Below are 20,788 nucleotides of genomic sequence, written 5' to 3' on the forward strand. Positions count from 1 at the left end.
CAGTGTTTATTTTGAAGGAGAGCAAATTGATCATTAGTGTAATAGGTGCGGGGGTCCTTGGACTGGCGTATGCGGCTTCCTTTGCCCGCGGCGGCCATCAGGTTTACTGCACCGACATGGATGAAGAAATTGTCAATGCCGTGAAGGAAGGCGAGCTTCCCGGCTATGAATCCGGACTGGAACGGGTGGTGGCTGAGGCTGAGGCCACGGGCAATCTGGAGTTTACCGGCCATCTGCGCAAGGTTATCAAGGAGGCGGAGGTCATTTTTATTACCTGTGAGGTGCCTGAGGATGACGAACACATGCCAAGCCTGCGGTTTGTACGGGCCATTGCCCAGAGCATCGGCAGCCAGATGGAGGAGCCCAAGATTGTAGTCTTAAAATCCAGCGTGCCCCCCGGCTCGTCGGTGGTCATTGAGGAGACTATCCAGAAAGCCCTTGACGAGCGTGAGGCGGATATCCATTTTGATGTGGTATCCTCACCGTCCTTTGCCAAGGCCGGCAGCTTTTTGAAGGACATTGAGCGCCCCCGGTTTGTGGCCATCGGGGCGGATAATGAGGAAGCGCGTGAAAAGGTACGGAACCTGTACCGCGAGACGGGCATTGTGATGAACAAGATCATTGACGCCTCCCCGGCAGAGGTGGAGATGGCCGACTATGCCATCAGCGGCCTGGTCGCGGTAAAAACCGCGTTTATCAACGAGCTGGCCATGCTGTGCGAGAAGCTGGACATCGACGTGGACATGACCACCCGGATCATGGGCAAAGACTCCCGGATTTCACCCCAGCTGATGGACCCGGGGCCGGGCTACGGCGGCAGCATTCTGCCCAAGACGGCCCGCGCCATGGTGCGCATAGCCCAGGAAGCGGACGAAACCGCTGAGGTTCTGAAGGGCGCCATTACAGCCAATGAGTGCCAGAAGCAGAAATGTGTGGCGAAGATTGAAAACATCATGGATGGCGTGGGCGGAAAGACCATCGGTATTCTGGGGCTGTCCCCGGATTTCGGCACCGATGACCTCCGGGAGGCGCCGTCGCTGGATATTATAAGATGTCTTGTGGAAAAGGAAGCCAGCCTGCGGATTTACAATCCCGATGGCTACCAGCAGGCAAAATGGCGGTTGTTTAAGGAAAAGGACGCCATTACCTTCTGCGATGACATCTACGAGGCGGCTGAGAACGCCGACGCGCTGGTGGTACTGACCAAATGGCCAAACACCCGGGCGACGGACGAAAACCAGCTGAAGGAAAAAATGAAGGGCGATATACTCATCGACCTGCAGAACCTTTTTGTGAAGCGCAAGGAGGTTAAGCAGCTCTTTAAATACTATGGATTAGGGATGCATTAAGCATCAGAGGAGGAATTATGAAAGTAAAAAAAGCGGTCATTCCGGCTGCGGGCCTGGGCACCCGTTTTCTGCCGGTGACCAAATCGGTCCCAAAGGAAATGCTGCCCATTGTGGACAAGCCGACGATTCAGTATATTATTGAGGAAATTGTGGACTCCGGCATTCAGGAAATCCTGATCATCACCGGGCGGAACAAGGACATCATCACCAACCATTTCGACAATGTGCCAGAGCTGGAGTTTAACCTGAAGATGAAGGGCAAAACCGAGGAGCTCAGGATGATCGAGGACATTACCAATATGGCCCGCATCTTTACCGTGCGCCAGAAGGAAGCCAAGGGACTGGGCCACGCGGTGCTCTGCGCCAAGGAGTTTGTGGGCGATGAGCCCTTTGCCGTGGTGCTGGGGGACGATATTGTCTACAACCCGGAAAAGCCTGCTCTCAAGCAGATGATCGAGGTCTTTGACGAATACCAGGCCTCTGTGATCGGCGTGCAGACCGTGCCGGATGACCAGGTGGACAAATACGGCATTGTCTCTGGCAAGCCTGTGACCGGGGACATTTTTGAGGTGGACGACATGGTCGAAAAACCAGCCATCGGCACCGCGCCGTCTAATTTAGCCATCCTGGGCCGCTACATCATCACACCGGCTATCTTCAACATTCTGGAAAATACCGGGAAAGGCGCCGGCGGCGAGATCCAGCTGACTGACGGCCTGAAGACTCTGGGCGAAAAACAGCGCATACTGGCCTATGACTTTAAAGGCCGCCGCTACGATGTGGGCGACAAGCTGGGCTTTCTGGAAGCCACGGTTGAGTACGGCCTGCGCACACCAGGGCTTGAGGAGCGCTTTACCGAATACCTGAAAAATTATTTCCATCACAACTAAACAAAAGCGTCATGGGGGACGCGCGGTCTGGAGCAGGGGATAAAACCGTCTGCCCGGAGCGGCGTGTTCCCTGTTGTTTTTTGTGAAAATTTTATAGAAGTTTTACAGAATTTGACACGCATTTTTGTTGAGTCAAACCATTATTTCGGGTATAATAAGATCATGTAACCGAAATCAATCATTTAAAATCATATAAGGAGGAACACAATGGGCTACAAAGAAGTATACCAATTATGGAAAGATTATCCGGAGCTGAACGCAGACCTGCGGGCTGAGCTTGAGACAATGACCGACGAGGGTGAAATCGAGGACCGTTTTTACCAGGACCTTGAATTTGGCACTGGCGGGATGCGCGGCAAGATCGGCGCGGGCATTAACCGGATGAATGTTTATATTGTGGCAAAGGCGACCTATGGACTGGGTAAATACCTGCTGGGGGCAGACCCCAAAAATGCTGAAAAGGGTGTGGCCATCGCCTTTGACTCCAGAAATAAATCGGCTGAATTCGCACAGACCGCCGCGCGTGTGCTGGCGTCCATGGGCGTTCAGGCCTACCTGTTTGAAAGCCTGAGACCAACACCAGTGCTGTCCTTCACCGTACGCCACGTGGGCGCTGCTGGCGGGATTGTCATCACCGCTTCCCACAACCCCAAAGAGTACAACGGCTACAAGGTCTACGGCCCCGATGGCGGCCAGATGGTTTCTCCGGCGGCTGACGAGCTGGTGGCTGAGATTGAAAAAATTGACAATTATTTTGATATCCCGCTGGCCAATATGCAGACAGCTGTGGAAGACGGCATGATCCAGATCATCGGCAGAGAAGTGGACGACGCTTACGCCGCTGCGGTCGAAAATGTGGTAAAGGCGAACCCGGGCAGCGACTTAAAGGTGATTTACACGCCCATCCACGGCAGCGGCAATGTGCCGGTGCGCCGTGTGCTGGATGACCTCGGCTATAAAAATGTGACAGTGGTGGCTGAGCAGGAACAGCCGGACGGCAGTTTCCCGACGGTTTCCTATCCGAATCCTGAGGAACGGTCAGTGTTTAACATTGCCATGGAAATGCCTGAAGCCAGGGATGTGGACATCATCATCGGCACCGACCCGGACTGCGACCGTGTGGGCGTGGTCGGACGCAACGCAGAGGGCGAGTTCGTGGTCTTTACCGGTAACCAGACCGGCGCGCTGCTGGTGGACTATTTTCTCAAGACCCGCACCGGGCTGCCCGACAACAAGGTGGTCATCAAGACCATTGTGACCAGCGAGCTGGGCGGCATCGTGGCCAAATCCCACGGGGCTGAGGTGGTGGATGTGCTCACCGGCTTTAAATACATCGGCGAACACATGACAGAATACGAGGCGACCGGCGAAAAGACCTTTGCCTTTGGCTATGAGGAAAGCTATGGCTACCTGGCAGGCAACTACGCCCGCGATAAGGACGCTGTGCTGGCCTCCGCGCTGGTCTGCGAGATGGCGGATTACTATAAAAAACAGGGGATGACCCTGTACGATGCCTTGGAAGGACTGTACCAGAAATTCGGCTACTTTATTGAGGGCATCCAGTCCATGACGCTGGAGGGCATCGAGGGCAAAAAACAGATCGCAAACATCATGGAAAAATTCCGCGCCAACCATTTCAACACCTTTGCGGATGAAAAGCTGGTGACCTACAATGACTACCAGTCTAAGGAAAGCCTGGATCTGGCGGGCGGCGAAAAATCCGCCATTGACCTGCCAAAATCCAACGTGCTCAAATTTGTCTTTAACGAAAATTCATGGTACGCCCTGAGACCTTCGGGCACTGAGCCGAAGCTGAAGGTTTACTACTCTGTGACCGGCAGGAGCCGCGAGAGCGCAGAGGAAAAAATGGAAATTCTGAGAAAAGCGGTTAATGAAATCATCGAGGCCTGATCCTTCACCAAACCGGAGGACAGAGCAGCCCCCGGAATCCTGAACACGATGTTTTCGGGATTTCGGGAGGCTTGTTTAAGGAATAGGAGTAAAAAATGAAATATGAAATTATTGGCGATACCCTGCCGGTTGTAGAGCTTGAGCTGGACCGGGGTGAGCAGATTTATACAGAGTCCGGCGGCATGTCCTGGATGGACCCCTGTTTTGATATGGAAACCAGCACCAGAGGCGGTGCGCTGAAAGCCATTAAGAGGAGCTTCAGCGGCAATTCGCTGTTCCTGACCACCTACACCTGTACGGGCGACAAGGGAAAGATCGCCTTTGCGTCGTCCTTCCCAGGCAACATCCGGGCAGTGCATCTGGAGGCGGGACAGTCCATCATCTGTGCCAAAACAGCTTTTTTGGCGGCTGAGGAATCTGTAGATTTCTCAATTTTCTTTAAGAAGAGTGTCAAGACCGGCGTTTTTGGCGGCGCAGGCTTTATCCTCCAGAAGCTCACAGGGCCTGGGCTGGTGTTCCTTGAGCTCAATGGCAGCACCATTGAGTACAACCTTGAGGAAGGGCAGACCATCAATGTGGATCAGGGACACATCGCTGTGTTCCAGGAAAAGGTGCACTTTGACGTCACCCAGGTAAAAGGCGCTAAAAACATCCTGTTCAGCGGCGAGGGCCTGTTCTTTGCCACATTGACCGGCCCGGGGCGGGTTGTGCTTCAGAGCATGCCAGTGGACAAGCTGGCCAAAGCCCTGATCCCCTATATGCCGACCAGCACCAGCAGCTGAGGCTGAAAAGATAAGAATCCATTCCCGCAAAGGGGTGGATTTTTTTGTTTTTATCCGGGCGGTGTGGTAAAATGAAGTAAATGAAGGAAAGGAAAAATGTGCGGAAATGAGAGAAATGGTGGTTATAGGAACAGGCCTTGCTGGCAGAGTGATTGCGGACGCTTTGAGAGGGCCTGAGGTCACCTTGGCAGGCTTCCTGAGTGCGGACCTGCCCCCGGACGGCTGGCCCTATCCGGTGCTGGGAGCACCGGAGGATGCCCCAGGCCTTTCCAGGGATGGCAGGGGCTTTATCGTGGCAGCGGACAGCCTGAAAGACCGCGAGGCTGTGGTCAGGGCTTTTCCGGAGCTCGGCTATCAGGCGGTAATCCATCCGGCGGCCCATGTGGCAGCGGACGCGGTGGTAGAGCCCGGCGCCTATATCGGAGCCGGCGCTGTTGTGGGGACTGGCGCGTCGATCGGTGCTCACAGCGTCATCGGAGAGGGCAGTATCGTCGGGGCTCTGAGCCGGATCGAGCCCTATTGTGAGCTACTGGCCCGGGTCAATATCGGCCATGAGGTTACAGTGAAGGACCACACTTTTATCGGTCACAGCGCCACGCTCAAGGATAAGATTACCATTGCCGCGGGTACGGTGATTCAAACAGGTGAGATTGTGGTAAAAGATATGGTGATGAAAATGGTCTACAAACGCGGGGCTTGGATTTATAAAGAGAACGGGCCGGGGGAGCGGTAGAGGAAAGCTGAGAGCCTGAGGCGAAGTGTCAGGAAGCGGTTTTTGAGTTGAAAGTGGAATGTTTGTGAAGGAATACCATGAAAAGAACAAAAGAATCAACAGATTCCAAACTTGTCATCAGCGCCTGCCTGGCCGGGGAGGCCTGCCGGTACGATGGCCGGGACAACCTGGTGCCCGAGTTCAGGGCGCTGGTGGAGGACGGAAAGGCAGTGACCATTTGTCCGGAATGCCTGGGCGGACTGGAAATTCCCCGAAAACCCTGTGAAATTAGGGTAGTCAAAGGGGAAAGGAAAGTGTATAATGTAAAAAATGAAGATTTAACGAACGCCTTTAAAAAAGGGGCGGAAAAAGCGTTATCCCTTGCCAGGAATGCGGGCGCGCGGCTGGCGGTGCTCAAGGCAAAGAGCCCCTCCTGCGGGTGCGGCTGTGTCTATGACGGCAGTTTCCATAAACGGCTGGTGCCTGGAAATGGCATAACAGCGGAGCTGTTCCTGCAAAACGGCCTGACGGTCATGACAGAGCAGGAGTGGCTGACGCAAAAATTTAAGGAGGAATCCATTATGGAGAAAAAGATTAATTTAGGCATTGTATTCGGTGGACAGTCTGGCGAACATGAGGTGTCACGCGCCTCGGCCTGCAATGTCATTGAAGTGATTGACAAAGAAAAATACGATATTACCCTGATCGGCATCACCAAAAACGGTGACTGGAAGGTCTACACCGGGGACTATAAAAACATTAAGGACGGCTCCTGGGAGCAGGATACGGACAAAATCCACGCGGATTTTTCCATTTTCCACGATCCCATTATCCAGGATGTGGATGTGTTCTTCCCCGTGCTTCACGGACCAATGGGCGAGGACGGCACCATCCAAGGCCTCTTTGAGCTGATGAACAAGCCTTATGTGGGCTGCGGTGTGCTGGCTTCCGCTGCTGGCATGGACAAGGTGGCCTCCAAAATGCTTTTTGAGAGCGCTGGCATCCCAGTGGGCCCATATGTTTACTTCAAACGCAGAGACTGGGAAAAGGATCCGGACCGCATCATCGATGACATCGCAGGCCGGGGCTTCCCAGTATTTATCAAGCCCTCCAACATGGGCTCCAGCGTCGGCATCAGCAAGGCACATAATAGGGAAGAATTCATCGACGGCGTCAACGAAGCGCTCCGTTACGATCATAAAATCGTGGTTGAAGGCTTCCTGAACGCACGGGAAATTGAATGTGCGGTTCTGGAAGAAAACGGTGAGATCAAAGCAGCGATTCCTGGCGAAGTGGTCGCCTCCAAGGAATTTTACGATTATGAAGCAAAATACAGCGACAACCAGGACTCCAAAATCGTGATCCCTGCACAGATCAGCGACGCTTTGCTCGAGAAAATCCGCGAATACGCCATCAAGGCCTTTGAGGTGATTGACGGCAGCAGCCTCAGCCGTGTAGATTTCTTTGTGACCCGCGCGACCTACAACATTTATATCAATGAAATCAACACCATGCCAGGCTTTACCAATATCAGCATGTACCCGAAAATGTGGGAGAACATGGGCGTTTCTTACGCTGAGCTGGTTGAAAAGCTGATCCAGGGCGCTGCGGTTAAGCGTGTCAACAGCTAATTGCAGATTATTTAAGAAAATCCTTGAAAAATAAAGCCATAAATGATTTAATAGAGACACTAAAGTTAAAAGTGTACAAAGCGCGAAGCAAGGTGCCTCCGGGTAGCGGCTTCCTGCTGTGCAGCAGCCTGAAAAGTTTGTAACGATTCGGAGGTGATTGTTGTGACAGATGATGAAAGAAAAAAAGTATGGCTTTCGATTACTGGAATCGTGAGCGATCAGCACCGTAATGAGGATAAGATGGAGTTTTCAACCGAAGGCGATATGTATAAGGAAAAAAACATCTCTTGTCTGACCTATAAAGAATCTGAGGTCTCCGGCATGGAAGGCACTACCACCACTGTGAAAGTGGAGGGCGGTAAAATTTCCGTGATCCGCCTGGGCTCAGTAAACTCCCTCATGGAATTTGAAGAAGGCAAACGCAATGTGACGCTCTATTCCACCCCTTATGGCGACATCGCCATGGGCATCTTTACCAAGGGCGTGAACATCGCCTACAACGACCGGAAGGACCCGGTCAATGTCAAGGTCGATTACGCCATCGAGGTTGAGGGAATGACCAACACGGAAAATACGCTGGACATCAAAATCAGTAATTATAAAAACTAGTTCAGAAAGGGCGAACAATGTTCGCCCTTTCTATTGATGTGATTTGGAGGATATTATGTATATCAGAGAAAAAATTGAAAACCAAATAAAGGCGCTCATTGCGGGATCTGTGGACGCTGCCATGGAGGCTGGCGACTTTTCTGTCGAAGCGCTGCCGGAGATTTATCTGGAGGTGCCCCGTGAGAAGGAACACGGCGACTACGCCACCAACATTGCCATGCAGCTGCCAAAGCAGGCCCACAAAGCGCCGCGTGTGATTGCTGAGAGCATCGTGCGCCATATGAACATTGACAGCTCCTACGTGGAGGCAGTTGAGATTGCCGGACCGGGCTTTATCAACTTCAAGCTCAAGTCTGACTGGGTGTATGAGGTGCTGCTGGAAATTGAAGCCATGCAGGAAAACTACGGCAAAACCCAGGGCAACGCCGGCAAAAAATACAACCTTGAGTTTATATCTGCCAACCCCACAGGCCCAATGCACATGGGAAACGCCCGCGGCGGCGCCATCGGGGATATTCTGGCCGCCATCGCGGAGTGGACGGGCTATGATGTGACCCGCGAGTTTTACGTCAACGACGCCGGCAACCAGATCGCCAAGTTCGGGGATTCTCTGGACGCGCGTTTTCGCCAGCTCATGGGCGAGGACATTCCTTTCCCGGAAGACGGTTATCAGGGCAATGACATCCGTGTGCACATGGAGGAATTCATCGACCAGGAGGGCGGCGCAGATGCCTGTCAGAAATACTTGACCATGGACGAGGCTGAGCGCAAAGGGATTTTTGTCGACTATGCCCTTGAAAAGAACCTGAAAAAAATGCACGCCGACCTTGAAAAATACGGCATCCATTATGATATCTGGTTCTCTGAGCAGAGCCTTTACGACCAGGGCGCCATCGAATCGGCCCTGAAAATCTTACAGGACAGCGGCGCGGTCTATGAAAAGGAAGGGGCTCTATGGTTTACCACCAGCGAGTTCGGCTGTGAAAAGGACGACGTGCTGGTGCGTCAGAACGGCCTGCCTACCTATTTTATGGGGGATATCGCCTACCACCTGAACAAGTTCAAGACCCGCGGCTTTGACCGCTGCATTAATGTCTGGGGCGCCGACCACCACGGCCACATCGCCCGCTTAAAGGCGGCCATGCAGGCTGCCGGCGTGAACCCGGACCATTTGGAAATTGTCATCATGCAGCTGGTGCGCCTCATGCGTGACGGTGAGATCGCGCGTATGTCCAAGCGCAAGGGTGAAATGATCACTCTGACCGACCTCATCGAGGAGGTTGGCCGCGACGCTGCCCGCTTCCTGTTTAACATGCGCTCACCGGACAGCCATCTGGATTTTGATCTGGATCTGGCCATCGAGCAGTCCAATGAGAACCCGGTGTTCTATGTCCAGTACGCCCATGCCCGTATCTGCAGCATCCTGCGCCAGATGGCAGAGGACAAAAACACCGAAGGCCCGGCCAACCTGACCCTGCTCCGGGAAAAGGAAGAGCTGACCCTGCTGGATATGCTGTCAAACCTGCCGAATGAGATCATCGTGGCTGAGGAGAAAATGGACCCGAGCCGGATCACCCACTACGCCATGGATCTGGCCGCCGCGTTCCACAGCTTCTACAACGCTTGCCGCGTGCGCGTGGAGGATATCGAGCTGATGAAAGCCCGTCTGGCCCTGATCAAGGGGACCAAGCAGGTATTGGCCAATGTCCTGGAGATTTTGGGCATTGACGCGCCAGAAAGAATGTAATGGCAACACAGTTTGACCGAACGGCCCTTGTCCTTGGTGACGAGGGCCTTAAAAAGCTGCAGAACGCCCGGGTGATTCTGTTTGGCGTGGGCGGCGTGGGTTCCTTTACCGCTGAGGCGCTCATCCGGGCAGGGGTGGGCAGTCTGACCCTGGTGGACAAGGACGTGGTGGACATCACCAACCTCAACCGCCAGCTCATCGCCCTGCACTCCACCATCGGCCGCGTAAAGGTCGAGGTAGCCGCCGAACGGCTGAGGGACATCAACCCAGCGGCAGAGATCATCCCGCTGCACCAGTGCTTTCTGCCGGAAAACGCCGAGGATTTCGAGCTGGAAACCTATGACTATGTCATTGACGCCATCGACATGGTCACCGCCAAGCTGGCTTTGATCTGCGCGTGTCAGGAAAAAGGGATTCCTGTGCTCTCAAGCATGGGCACCGGCAACAAGCTGGACCCCTCCTGTTTTGAGATCACCGACATCTACAAGACCTCGGTCTGCCCGCTGGCAAAGGTCATGCGCCGGGAGCTGAAGGCCCGGGGCATCAAAAAGCTGAAGGTGCTCTATTCAAAGGAAGTACCTGCTCTGAAGTGCACCCCGCCGGGCAGCGTGAGCTTTGTGCCCTCCGTCGCTGGCCTGATGATCGCCGGAGAGGTGACGCGGAGCCTGGCAGGGCTTTAGATATTTCAACCCGTATCGCGGCGATACGGGTTGTTTTTTTGGGATACGGTGTAAAAAAACACGCTGTACCTCTTGCAGGAAGGTGCCGAAATCCGAGACTGCGCCTTTTATCCAGATAAGAAAAAAGGTCCAGGCGCTATGGGTGACGGCCGGAAATCGTGCCGTTTTATCGGAGCAGCCGGACATTGGAGAGCAGAGAGGTCTGCGTTATGAAGGAAGATGTTGTTGGCAGGTTGAAGCCCGCAGGACGCTTTTTTCTTCCTTAGGTAAAAGGTTTCGTCTCTCAGATTTTTAAACTTTCCTGACCATTTCAACCCGTATCGCGGCGATACGGGTTGTTTTTTTGGGGTACGGTGTGAAACGCGCTGTACCTCTTGGAGGAAGTGGCGGAGCCCGAGACTGCGCCAATTCTCCGCTTTCTTTCAAAATCCTTTGACACCATTTATCACAGATCTTGCCCATTTTCGCATTTGTTCTTTCCCCTTCAAATTTATTAATTATTCATTAATTCGTACCGGCGGCGGTGAAGCTTTTTCCGATTTATGGTATAATAGAGCCATAAAAGTCCAGGTGGGACAACAGAATGGAGGCGTGAAATGGCAAAGAGCAGTAAGGTTGATGCTTATTTATTTTGCATGAACTGTGATAAAGAAACCGAGCATGAGATTGATTATCTGGACGGGCAGATCCATAAGATCACCTGTAAGAACTGTGGGATCGGCATTCAGATTAACCAGGAATATGTCAAGGAACACTACAAAGATGATTTTATTTCCCGGGTAATGTCGAAGCCGAAGCGGATGACAAAGGAAATGGAGGCAGACCTTAACGGCTTCTTGCGCTCACTGCCTTACCGTGTGATTACCAAGCCTTACCGGGTATATAAGGAATTCTCGGAGGAGGATGAAATCCGCTGAGTGCTCGATGAGAATGCATTTAATTTTGTAAAAATTGGTATCTGCTAAACCCGCTGTTGTCGGACGAACAGCACAGCATTTTTACTTAATTAAACATAATGTGCACATTCTTGAATTTTCGGAAAAACCGTAAATTTGCATAGGATTACATGAATTTTTGTTCAGGGATTCTCTATGCAAATCTTTTAGAATATGATAAGATTCAGCTATCGGGAGCATTGTTTTTTTCAGGGTGAAAAAGGCAGTTCTCCCCGGGCGATTTCAGAAATAATGATGACAAGCATTCGTGGAGGTAACCCTATGAATCCCTTTCGAGTCGGACTCGGTTATGATGTGCATCAGCTGGCAGAGGGCCGTAAGCTGATCCTTGGAGGTGTGGAGATTGAGCACACCAGAGGACTGCTCGGCCATTCGGACGCGGATGTGCTGGTCCATGCTATTATGGACGCCATGCTGGGAGCTTTGGCCCTCGGTGACATTGGAAAATGGTTTCCGGATACGGATGAAAAATATAAAGGCGCGGACAGCATCGGCCTGTTGGCAGAGGTGGGCGCGCTGATCGCTGAAAAAGGCTATGAGGTGGGCAATATTGACGCCATTATCGTGGCCCAGGCGCCGAAATGCGCCCCTCACATTGACGCCATGCGGGAGAACATCGCAGAGACGCTGGAGGTTGACCGGGACCAGGTCAGCGTGAAGGCGACCACTGAGGAAAAGCTTGGCTTTACCGGGCGCCAGGAGGGCATTGCTGCCAAGGCAGTGGTACTGTTGGTTAAAAAATGAGAATGAAAAGAAGAGAGTGGAGATAGATTATGATCGGAATCATTGCGGCACTGAAGGATGAAGTGCGGGACATTAAAAACAACATGACACAGGTCGAGACCAGTGAGAAGGCGGGAATGACCTTTTATAAGGGCATGCTTTACGGCAAGCCGGTGGTGGCTGTGATGTGCGGCGTGGGCAAGGTCAACGCGGCGCTGTGCACCCAGGCTCTGGCAGACCTTTTTAATGTGGACTGTGTGATCAATGTGGGCGTGGGCGGCGCTGTGGCCAAAGGCCTGACCGTGGGCGACATTGTGATCTCGAAGGATTCGGTCCAGTATGATATGGACGCCTCAGCCTTTGGTCACCCCAGAGGTGAGATCCCCAACATGGACATTACCTTTTTCCCGGCCGATGAGCGGCTGATTAAACTGGCCAAAGAGGCGGCAGCCCAGGTCGGGGCGGCAGCCCTGGTGGGCCGTGTGATGACCGCTGACCTGGGGGTTGATTCCCAGGCGCTCAAGCAGGAGCTAACCGAGCTTTTCGGCGGGGCCTGTGTGGAGATGGAGGGCGCGGCCATCGGCCAGGCAGCCTACATCAATCACATTCCCTATATCGTGATCCGTTCCATTTCAGATAACGCGGACGGTAACCTGGTAGAAACCTACCAGAATAATTTCCAGATGTCTGTGGTCAACGCGGCCAAGATGGTGCTGGAAATGGTTAAAAATTACTAAAGACAGAAGGTGTTTTCCTTGGATCTTTTTGATGATTTTAGTGCAGTCCCGGCCCACCGGCCTACCTGGGCGGAGATCAAGCTTGAGAATCTGCTCTTTAACCTTGAGCAGATAAAAAAAGCGGCAGGGCCAGAGGCCCGGATCATGGGCGTGGTCAAGGCGGACGCTTACGGCCACGGCGTGGATGTGGCCGAGCTTTTGCAGGACGAGGGCGTACCCTGTCTGGGGGTCGCTTTTCTGGACGAGGCCATTGCCCTGCGCCAGAAGGGCATTGACCGCTGCGATCTCTTTATTCTGGGCTACACCGGCGCCGACCAGATTCCAGAGCTGGTGGAATGGGATGTGACGCCTGGGGTTTATCAGCTTGAGTTTGCCCAGGCCCTCTCGGACTACTGTGTGGCGAACGGTTCGGTGCACCCGGTCCACATCAAGGTGGACACCGGCATGGGCCGGATTGGCTTCCGGTGGGATGAGGCGGCGGAGGCAGTCCTGAAGATCGCAGACATGCCGGGCATCCGCATCGAGGGGCTTTACACCCACTTTGCCACTGCGGACGAAGTCGACAAGGACTTTACGCATTTACAGCTCACGCGCTACGCCCAGGTGGTCAAGGCGCTTTCAGATAAGGGCGTTGAGATTCCGCTCAAGCATGTGGAAAACTCAGCCGCCATCATTGATTTTGACAAAACGGTCTTTAACATGGTGCGGCCGGGAATCATTCTCTACGGCCATTACCCCTCAGACGAGGTGAAAAAGGAAAAGCTTGGGCTAAAGCCGGTTATGAGCTTTAAAACCAGAATTGTCCATATCAAGACCATTCACGCGGGGGACACGGTGAGCTATGGACGAAAGTTTACCGCTGAGGGCGATCGTGTCATTGCGACACTGCCGGTGGGCTATGCTGACGGCTACAGTCGGATGCTCTCCGGAAAGGGTGCGGAGGTACTGGTTAACGGCCATCGCGCGCCCGTTGTGGGGAATATTTGTATGGACCAGTGTATGGTCGATATTACAGGCCTTGAGGGCGTTTCGCTCTATGATGAGGTGGAACTTTTTGGGGAAAATCTCCCCGTTGAGGAGCTGGCTGAAAAGCTGGGCACGATCTCCTATGAGCTGCTCTGCATGGTCAACAAGCGGGTTCCCCGCGTCTATGATTTTATGGGTGAGAAACATCTGGAGGTAGAGATACTGAACGATGGATTTTTTGGCGGCTTCTGACCGCTGTAAAATTTATGAGGTTAGGCCGGCCGGCGGTGTTTCGGCCGATGTGATGGGGAAATGGAAAACAAAATCAAAGATAATAAGGTCGCCCGTACCATTTTTGAGTACGTTGGCATTTTGTTCGGGACATTTCTGACAGCCCTGGCTGCCAATATGTTTATGATTCCCAATAAGCTGGCGCCCGGGGGCTTCAGCGGGCTTGCCACTGTGCTCTACTATGTGACAGGGCTGCCGGTTGGGACGGTTACCTTTGTATTCTCTGTGGCCACACAGCTGATCTCGCTCAAGGTGCTGGGCAAGAGCGTGGGCCTCAAGAGCTTTGTCTGTACCCTGGCCTACGGGGTTCTGGTCGATGTGATGGCAGGTGTGATACCGCCTTTCTCAGACGACGTCCTTCTGGCCAGTATTTTTGCCGGCGTCCTTTATGGGGTCGGCATGGGCGTGCTGTACCGCATGGGCGGTTCCGGCGGCGGGACGGACCTGCTGGCCCGGATGCTCCATAAGGCCACAAAGCGCCTGACCCTGAGCACCTGGATCATGTGTATTGACTTCTGCGTTGTCCTCTTTGCGGGGATCGCCTTTAAGAACATCTCGATCATGCTTTATTCCATCATCGTACTGTTTTTATACACGCAGGTCATGGATTTTGTCATCGCAGGCAACAATTACGCCAAGGCGGCCAACATTGTTTCGGACAAGAGTCCGGAAATCTGCGAGCGCATCCGAACAGACCTCAACAAGAGTGCCACGATTTTTCACGCCTACGGCGCGTATTCGGGGCAGAGCAAGGATGTGGTTTACTGTATTGTCTACAGAAACCAGATCGCCAAGCTCAAGAGCATCATCTATGAGATTGACCCGAACGCCTTTGTAACCCTGGCCGATACCCAGGAGGTGCTGGGCGCGGGATTTAAGAATTTCAATGAATAAATCTTTGAAATTCGGTGGAAGGTTGAAAGTGGAAAGTTCCGCTTGAAAAGCCTGTAACCATCAAGTCTATCAGCACTTTTAACCAGTGCTAAAATATTTTATGAAGGAGTAACATATGGAAAACTTAGAAAAAACAGCAAAAGGTATCCGTCGGGATATCGTGAAAATGATTGGTAAAGCCGCTTCCGGTCATCCGGGTGGATCTTTATCAGCAGTTGAAATTTTGAGCTTGTTATATTTTGAAAAGATGAACGTTGATCCAAAGGATCCTAAAAAAGCAGACCGCGACCGTTTCGTCTTATCAAAGGGCCATGCCGCACCGGTTTTGTACGCAACCCTGGCAGCAAAGGGCTTCTTTGACGCATCCGAACTGGATAACTTACGTCAGGTTGGTGCCATCCTTCAGGGCCACCCAGACATGAAGAAAATCCCGGGTGTAGACATGTCCACCGGTTCTCTGGGCCAGGGCATTTCCGCTGCTGTCGGTATGGCGCTGGGCGCTAAGATTGACAAGGCAGACTGGAAAACCTATGTGTTGCTCGGCGACGGCGAACTTCAGGAAGGCCTGGTCTGGGAAGCGGCCATGTCCGCAGCCCACTACAAGTTGGACAACCTGATCGCATTTGTGGATAACAACAATTTACAGATCGACGGCGCAATTACAGACGTTATGTCTCCGTACCCGATTGATGAAAAATTTGCAGCCTTTGGCTGGAATGTCATCAACATCGCAGACGGCAACGACTTTGAAGAACTGCGTGAAGGGCTTGAAAAAGCTTATGCCTGCGAAGGCAAGCCTTCTGTTTTAGTCTGCAAAACCGTTAAAGGCAAGGGCGTTTCCTACATGGAAAACAATGCCGGCTGGCACGGTAAGGGACCAAACGCGGAACAGGTTGAAATTGCACTGAAAGAACTGGAGGATTAATCATGAGTAAAAAATCAACAAGACAGGCATACGGCGAATATTTAGCAGTACTCGCTGAAAAAAATAAAGATATTGTCGTTTTGGACGCGGATTTATCTGGCGCGACCAAAACCTCTGAATTTAAAAAAGTGATGCCGGAACGTCATTTTAATGCCGGTATCGCAGAATGTGACCTCATGGGCATGTCCGCTGGCTTAGCCACCACCGGCAAGATCCCGTTTGCCAGCACCTTTGCCATTTTTGGCGCTGGCCGTGCTTTTGAAATTATCCGCAACAGCATCTGCTATCCAAAGCTGAACGTTAAAATCGCCCTGACCCATGCGGGGATTTCCGTCGGCGAAGACGGTGGCTCCCACCAGTCTGTGGAAGACGTTGCCCTGATGCGCGCGGTTCCAAACATGACCGTTCTGGTACCGGCAGACGCCACTGAAACACAGCGCATGATGGACGCAGCCGTTGCCATTGACGGACCGGTCTACATCCGCTTAGGCCGTCTTGACACCAATGTGATCTTTGACGAAGACTATGAATTTGAAGTCGGCAAGGCGTCTACCTTAAAGGAAGGCCACGACCTGACCATCATGGCCATGGGCTTAATGGTTGAAAAGGCTCTGGAAGCCGCTGACGCCTTAAAGGCAGAAGGCATCTCCGCCCGCGTCCTGAACATGGGCTCCATCAAACCCATCGACCGCGAAGCCATCGAAGCAGCAGCCAGGGAAACCGGCGCCATCGTAACCGCTGAAGAGCATAGCATCATCGGCGGCCTGGCCGGCGCAGTCTGCGAAGTTCTGGCAGAAACCACTCCGGCACCGGTTGAAAAAGTCGGCGTGATGGATCAGTTCGGCCAGTCTGGCAAAGCGCTGGAGCTTCTTGAAAAATACAACCTGACCACTGACGCCATCGTGGAAGCGGCTAAAAAGGTTGTGGCACGCAAAGCCAAATAAGTATACCGCATGAGAGGCAGGGTCTGAAACAGACCCTACCTCTTTTTTTAATGGAAAATTTCCGATTTATTCAAAGGGTATCGCGGCGATACGGGCTGAAGGGACGGGACTCTGGGATTGGCGGTCTTGGTATCCCTACCTGTTCCGACAGCGAATTAATTTTTATTTAAGAATTGAACATTTTCAGGTTGAAACATTTGCGTTTAAAGAAAATTAAGCAAAGGGACAAGTTTTAGGGAAGAACTTTTTTGTAAAAACCCTGTAAAAAATCTTTAAAATTGAAAAATATCTTTGCCACACTTTTTGCCACATATTGAAATCCCCGCAAAACTCTGATATGATGAGATTACATTCTGGTGCTGTGGACGCCACAGACCGGTAAAACATGTCCAATCTCTACAGTTTATCCCTTGATGCCAAAGACTGCTCCGAGGCATCATGCCGGACTGCTCCAAATTTTCCGGTTTAAACTGTTTGGTGAAAATACTGCCATTGGCAGTATTTTTTTGGCTGAACTGTAGAACGTTTGCAAAAAATTCTCTTATACTTGAGAATATTGACATTGTATTTTACCACAAATAAATATATAATATTTCTATTAATCTTTAAATTCACGTCTGAAAGGAGAAAGCCCATGTCGCAATTCAGTGAACGCCTGACAACTTTAGTTGAAGCAACGGGATTTTCCATCTATCAGCTTTCCAAAAAAGCCAAAATCGACCGCTCCACCATCCACAAGGTCATGGTGGGCGAACGCGTGCCCAGCGCCGATTTCTATAAAAAGCTCTGCCGCTCCCTGTTACTGACCCCCTTTGAAAAGAGCGAGCTCGACGATCTCTACAAGATGGCCAAGATCGGCGATAAGGTCTACTACCGGCGCAACAGCGTCAAGCGGCTCGTGGAGGAGCTGGCCGGCAACACCTACGCCCCCACCGAGGACATCGCAGACCGCGAGTACAAGGCCTTTCCCGTACTCCGGCACGGGACACAGGTCATCGAGGGCAAAAACGACATCAACAGCGTGATCATTGATGTGATCAACGACGAGATTTACCACAGAGAAGCGCCGCACCTGGCCATCGCCCTGGATTTTGACCACCAGTTTGTGTACGAGTACCTGTACAACGCCTTTGTGTGCACTGCCGAGGCAGTGGACATCGAGCACTTTATCTACCTGGAAAAGGAGAGCAGCCGCCATGACGCCATCCAAAAAAATCTGCGCCACCTTCAGTACATTCTGTCCTTCAGCCTGTGCGGCCGGGACGGTTATCATCCCTACTATTCCTATACCGGTGCCGACCCTGCCCAGGCCGTTACCACCTTTCTGCCCTATTTCATCATCACCAACCGCCATGTGCTGAAGCTGTCCAGAAGCTTTAAAACCGCCATTCTGTATGATGATGCTCCCATTGTGGACTTTTATCAGAAATCAGTGGACCGCCTCTGCCGCGGCCTGCCACTGCTTACCCGCAGGACCGACAACCTTGAGGATATGTATGGCTGGACCAGAGAGAACCTGGGCGACGCCAGTCTGGAGCCCCACCCCTGCCTGACACTCTGCCTGACCGACGAGCGCATCGAGTCTCTGGTGCGTCCAGGTATCCCCGGAAGGGAGGCTGTCTGCGCCCTGGCGCGCGAGGTTTACGGCCCTTACAGCCGTGGCGAAAAGCCCTTGCCAAGGTCCTTCTTTTCCCGGGAAGGGCTGAGGGCCTATGTCGAAACCGGGCGCATCTGTTACTTCCCGGAAAGTCTGGTGCGCTGCTGCACCAAAGAGGAGCGGCAGGTCTTTATGCAAGAGCTGCTGGCAGCTGTGGAGGCCGGCGAGACGGCCTTTACCGCTATGGATTCTGACAAATTCAGGACGCCCCTCAATGTGGAGATCATTCTATCCGACACCCAGCAGGTGGTGGTCCAGCGCTTCTGCAATGACAGCCAGCGGCTCAACGCCGTGGTCATCGACGAGCCCGGCATCTGCGAAGCCTTTTCCGATTTCTTTGACTATCTGCCCGAGAGCGATCTGACCCTGAGCCGGGAGGGGATGATTGACCTGCTGAAAAGCTACTTATAAAGGAGAATCCATGAAAACCGACGACGTAAATAACCAGGCACTGACGCCAGAACAGGCCAAGGCCCTGGAGGAAAGCCTGGAGAATATTAACGCGGCCCTGGCCGTGGAGGAAAAGGACCGGGAGCCCGGAAAGCCCTACATCAAACACACACACCGGGTCACCCATGAGACCATTACCCTTTGCGACCCTAAAACCGGCAAGGAGCGGAAGCTCACCGATGAGGAGCGGGCGGCCATGACCACTGTGGAGGAGACTGTGCGCTACTATCCCGACTTCCGGCTGAAATGGGGCGAATACCTCTGCGATCCCGGCAAAGGCTGGACTCTGGAGGACTATGAGCACTACGAAGAGCGCATGAAAGAGTACGCCGAGACCGGAAGCGTCCGCGCCGAGTGGGGACGGCTGAGGCCCCTGACCGAGGAGATCGAGCGCCCCGCCTTCCCCGTGAACGCCCTGCCCGAGCCCTACGCCTCCTACACCGAAGCCCTGGCCGCGAGCCTCCAGGTGCCCGTGGACATGGTGGGCGTGTCCGTGCTGGCCCTGCTGGGCGGCTGCCTGCAGAAGCGGTACGAGATCAACGCAAAGGATAAATTCACGGTGCCTCTGGGACTGTACACCCTGGTGGTGGCCGACCCCGGCGAGCGGAAATCCAGTGTCTACGACGAGGTGGTGCGCCCAGTCAAGGACTACGAGCAAAAGCTCTGGAAAGAATATCAGAAGAACCAGTTCGATTACGAGCTGGAGCAGGAGCTGGCAGAGGAAGCCTTTAAGACCGCCAAGAACCAGTACAAGAAATGCAAAGAAGCCTCCGAGCGGGAGGCGCTGAAGGAAACCATGCTCGAGCTCAAGGAAAAGATCGCCTTTTTCCAGAAAAAATGCCCGCCCTGCCTGTATATGGACGATACCACCAACGCGGCCCTGGAACAGGAGCTGGCCCGCAACGGCGGCCGTATGATCATCATGTCCGATGAGGGCGACCTGTTCGCCAACATGATGGGCCTGTATACCGGCGGCCAGCATACCCTGGGCGCTCTGCTCAAGGGCCACACCGGCGGCAGCTCCAAGACCCACCGCGTGGGCCGCGACCCCGTCCACCTGCCCGCCAGCAACCTGAGCATTCTGCTCATGGTCCAGCCCATCATCATCGACACCATTATGGCCGACCCTGTGATGCGGGGCCGCGGCATGAACGCCCGCTTTCTCTACACCATGCCCAAAACCAGGGTGGGCGAGCGCAACATCGAGACCGCCCCCGACGTGGACCCCAAAATCGACGCGGACTACTACAACGCTGTCTACAGCCTGTACGCAGACAACCACATCACCCTCGAGCCAAAACCCAGGCAGCTTGAGCTGAAGGACAGCGCTCAGATGGCCTATATGGCCTATGAGACTGTGTTTGAGCGCCGTCTGAAAGGGGATATGAAAGATATAAGAGACTGGGGCAGCAAGCTCGGCGGCGAGATGCTGCGCCTGGTGGGCATCCTTCACTGCGCCGCCCACCCCCATGCCATCCTGGAGACCCCGGTGGCCAAGGAAACCGTGGATCAGGCCTACAAGCTGGCCCGCTATTTCGGCGAGTACGCACGCATCATCTATAATATGGGCGAGGGGATGGACCCGAATATGAGCGTCTGCCGGCGGATTGTGGAGGTGGTCCGGGCCCAGGGGCTCAAAACCTTCTCGAAAACCGAGCTCTTTGGCATCTCACGCATGGGCTGTAAAAAAATTTCAGATCTGCTGCCCTATCTGAATATTCTGGAAGACTACGGCTATCTGAGAAGCGGCCAGTTCACCAATGGAAACCGCACCTTTACAGGCTACCAGGTGAACCCGGCAGTGTTTGAAGCCCAGGAGGTCATCCATAACAACGCATAACCACTGACATTTTTATCAGGAGCCCCAAAACCTGCAAAGCAGGATAAGACTCATTAGGCATTTTTATGTAATGTTTATTTTATATAAATATTAT

18 protein-coding genes are annotated in these 20,788 nt (G+C 53.1%); all 18 read left to right on the forward strand.

Going from position 1 to position 20,788, the window contains the following annotated elements; all coding sequences use genetic code 11:
- Nucleotides 1–26 precede the first annotated feature (26 nt).
- The 18 genes from BUC22_RS19395 (at nt 27) to BUC22_RS19485 (ending at nt 20,694) form a co-directional block, all read left to right on the forward strand.
- Nucleotides 27–1,349, forward strand: a complete 1,323-nt coding sequence (locus BUC22_RS19395; RefSeq protein ID WP_013382372.1) for a UDP-glucose dehydrogenase family protein — start codon at nt 27–29, stop codon at nt 1,347–1,349.
- A gap of 17 nt (nt 1,350–1,366) precedes the next feature.
- Entirely contained in the window at nt 1,367–2,239 is an 873-nt protein-coding gene (galU, locus tag BUC22_RS19400; protein WP_013382371.1) for a UTP--glucose-1-phosphate uridylyltransferase GalU, read from the forward strand.
- Nucleotides 2,240–2,446: 207 nt separating this feature from the next.
- Nucleotides 2,447–4,150, forward strand: coding sequence for a phospho-sugar mutase (locus BUC22_RS19405; protein ID WP_013382370.1), 1,704 nt, complete (start codon nt 2,447–2,449; stop codon nt 4,148–4,150).
- Between the two features lie 95 nt (nt 4,151–4,245).
- Nucleotides 4,246–4,932 carry a TIGR00266 family protein gene (locus BUC22_RS19410; protein ID WP_013382369.1) on the forward strand — a complete coding sequence of 229 codons (687 nt, stop codon included), beginning with the start codon at nt 4,246–4,248 and terminating at the stop codon, nt 4,930–4,932.
- Between the two features lie 106 nt (nt 4,933–5,038).
- Nucleotides 5,039–5,665 carry an LbetaH domain-containing protein gene (locus tag BUC22_RS19415; RefSeq protein WP_013382368.1) on the forward strand — a complete coding sequence of 209 codons (627 nt, stop codon included), beginning with the start codon at nt 5,039–5,041 and terminating at the stop codon, nt 5,663–5,665.
- 77 nt (nt 5,666–5,742) lie between these two features.
- Entirely contained in the window at nt 5,743–7,275 is a 1,533-nt protein-coding gene (locus BUC22_RS19425; protein ID WP_013382367.1) for a D-alanine--D-alanine ligase, read from the forward strand.
- 162 nt (nt 7,276–7,437) lie between these two features.
- On the forward strand, nt 7,438–7,884 hold the full coding sequence (locus BUC22_RS19430) for a YwiB family protein (protein ID WP_013382366.1): 447 nt from the start codon (nt 7,438–7,440) through the stop codon (nt 7,882–7,884).
- A gap of 55 nt (nt 7,885–7,939) precedes the next feature.
- On the forward strand, nt 7,940–9,631 hold the full coding sequence (gene argS, locus BUC22_RS19435) for an arginine--tRNA ligase (protein WP_013382365.1): 1,692 nt from the start codon (nt 7,940–7,942) through the stop codon (nt 9,629–9,631).
- Entirely contained in the window at nt 9,631–10,311 is a 681-nt protein-coding gene (locus BUC22_RS19440) for a tRNA threonylcarbamoyladenosine dehydratase (RefSeq protein ID WP_013382364.1), read from the forward strand. Before argS ends, BUC22_RS19440 begins: the two co-directional genes overlap by 1 nt.
- Nucleotides 10,312–10,907: 596 nt before the next feature.
- The gene (locus BUC22_RS19445) at nt 10,908–11,228 is read left to right on the forward strand and encodes a hypothetical protein (protein ID WP_013382362.1); all 321 of its coding nucleotides are present in this window, start codon (nt 10,908–10,910) and stop codon (nt 11,226–11,228) included.
- Nucleotides 11,229–11,528: 300 nt separating this feature from the next.
- Nucleotides 11,529–12,011 carry a 2-C-methyl-D-erythritol 2,4-cyclodiphosphate synthase gene (gene ispF / locus BUC22_RS19450; protein ID WP_013382361.1) on the forward strand — a complete coding sequence of 161 codons (483 nt, stop codon included), beginning with the start codon at nt 11,529–11,531 and terminating at the stop codon, nt 12,009–12,011.
- A gap of 29 nt (nt 12,012–12,040) precedes the next feature.
- Nucleotides 12,041–12,727: a 5'-methylthioadenosine/adenosylhomocysteine nucleosidase gene (locus BUC22_RS19455; protein ID WP_013382360.1), complete on the forward strand. Its 687-nt coding sequence runs from the start codon at nt 12,041–12,043 to the stop codon at nt 12,725–12,727.
- 18 nt (nt 12,728–12,745) lie between these two features.
- Entirely contained in the window at nt 12,746–13,945 is a 1,200-nt protein-coding gene (gene alr, locus BUC22_RS19460; RefSeq protein WP_013382359.1) for an alanine racemase, read from the forward strand.
- Nucleotides 13,946–14,005: 60 nt separating this feature from the next.
- Entirely contained in the window at nt 14,006–14,878 is an 873-nt protein-coding gene (locus BUC22_RS19465; protein ID WP_013382358.1) for a YitT family protein, read from the forward strand.
- Nucleotides 14,879–14,993: 115 nt separating this feature from the next.
- Nucleotides 14,994–15,803: a transketolase gene (locus BUC22_RS19470; protein ID WP_013382357.1), complete on the forward strand. Its 810-nt coding sequence runs from the start codon at nt 14,994–14,996 to the stop codon at nt 15,801–15,803.
- A gap of 2 nt (nt 15,804–15,805) precedes the next feature.
- The gene (locus tag BUC22_RS19475; RefSeq protein WP_013382356.1) at nt 15,806–16,747 is read left to right on the forward strand and encodes a transketolase family protein; all 942 of its coding nucleotides are present in this window, start codon (nt 15,806–15,808) and stop codon (nt 16,745–16,747) included.
- Nucleotides 16,748–17,381: 634 nt separating this feature from the next.
- Nucleotides 17,382–18,815: a helix-turn-helix domain-containing protein gene (locus BUC22_RS19480; protein WP_073383546.1), complete on the forward strand. Its 1,434-nt coding sequence runs from the start codon at nt 17,382–17,384 to the stop codon at nt 18,813–18,815.
- Nucleotides 18,816–18,825: 10 nt separating this feature from the next.
- Complete coding sequence (locus BUC22_RS19485; protein ID WP_073383549.1) at nt 18,826–20,694, forward strand: YfjI family protein; 1,869 nt, start codon at nt 18,826–18,828, stop codon at nt 20,692–20,694.
- The last annotated feature ends 94 nt before the right edge of the window (nt 20,695–20,788 follow it).

Source organism: Eubacterium callanderi, assembly GCF_900142645.1.
GTDB lineage: Bacteria > Bacillota > Clostridia > Eubacteriales > Eubacteriaceae > Eubacterium > Eubacterium callanderi.

Bases quoted from the DNA above. Each gene is read 5' to 3' on its own strand.
- galU (WP_013382371.1), top strand. From the start codon at position 1,367: ATGAAAGTAAAAAAAGCGGTCATTCCGGCTGCGGGCCTGGGCACCCGT.
- BUC22_RS19405 (WP_013382370.1), top strand. From the start codon at position 2,447: ATGGGCTACAAAGAAGTATACCAATTATGGAAAGATTATCCGGAGCTG.
- BUC22_RS19410 (WP_013382369.1), top strand. From the start codon at position 4,246: ATGAAATATGAAATTATTGGCGATACCCTGCCGGTTGTAGAGCTTGAG.
- BUC22_RS19415 (WP_013382368.1), top strand. From the start codon at position 5,039: ATGAGAGAAATGGTGGTTATAGGAACAGGCCTTGCTGGCAGAGTGATT.
- BUC22_RS19425 (WP_013382367.1), top strand. From the start codon at position 5,743: ATGAAAAGAACAAAAGAATCAACAGATTCCAAACTTGTCATCAGCGCC.
- argS (WP_013382365.1), top strand. From the start codon at position 7,940: ATGTATATCAGAGAAAAAATTGAAAACCAAATAAAGGCGCTCATTGCG.
- BUC22_RS19440 (WP_013382364.1), top strand. From the start codon at position 9,631: ATGGCAACACAGTTTGACCGAACGGCCCTTGTCCTTGGTGACGAGGGC.
- BUC22_RS19445 (WP_013382362.1), top strand. From the start codon at position 10,908: ATGGCAAAGAGCAGTAAGGTTGATGCTTATTTATTTTGCATGAACTGT.
- ispF (WP_013382361.1), top strand. From the start codon at position 11,529: ATGAATCCCTTTCGAGTCGGACTCGGTTATGATGTGCATCAGCTGGCA.
- BUC22_RS19455 (WP_013382360.1), top strand. From the start codon at position 12,041: ATGATCGGAATCATTGCGGCACTGAAGGATGAAGTGCGGGACATTAAA.
- BUC22_RS19465 (WP_013382358.1), top strand. From the start codon at position 14,006: ATGGAAAACAAAATCAAAGATAATAAGGTCGCCCGTACCATTTTTGAG.
- BUC22_RS19470 (WP_013382357.1), top strand. From the start codon at position 14,994: ATGGAAAACTTAGAAAAAACAGCAAAAGGTATCCGTCGGGATATCGTG.
- BUC22_RS19475 (WP_013382356.1), top strand. From the start codon at position 15,806: ATGAGTAAAAAATCAACAAGACAGGCATACGGCGAATATTTAGCAGTA.
- BUC22_RS19480 (WP_073383546.1), top strand. From the start codon at position 17,382: ATGTCGCAATTCAGTGAACGCCTGACAACTTTAGTTGAAGCAACGGGA.
- BUC22_RS19485 (WP_073383549.1), top strand. From the start codon at position 18,826: ATGAAAACCGACGACGTAAATAACCAGGCACTGACGCCAGAACAGGCC.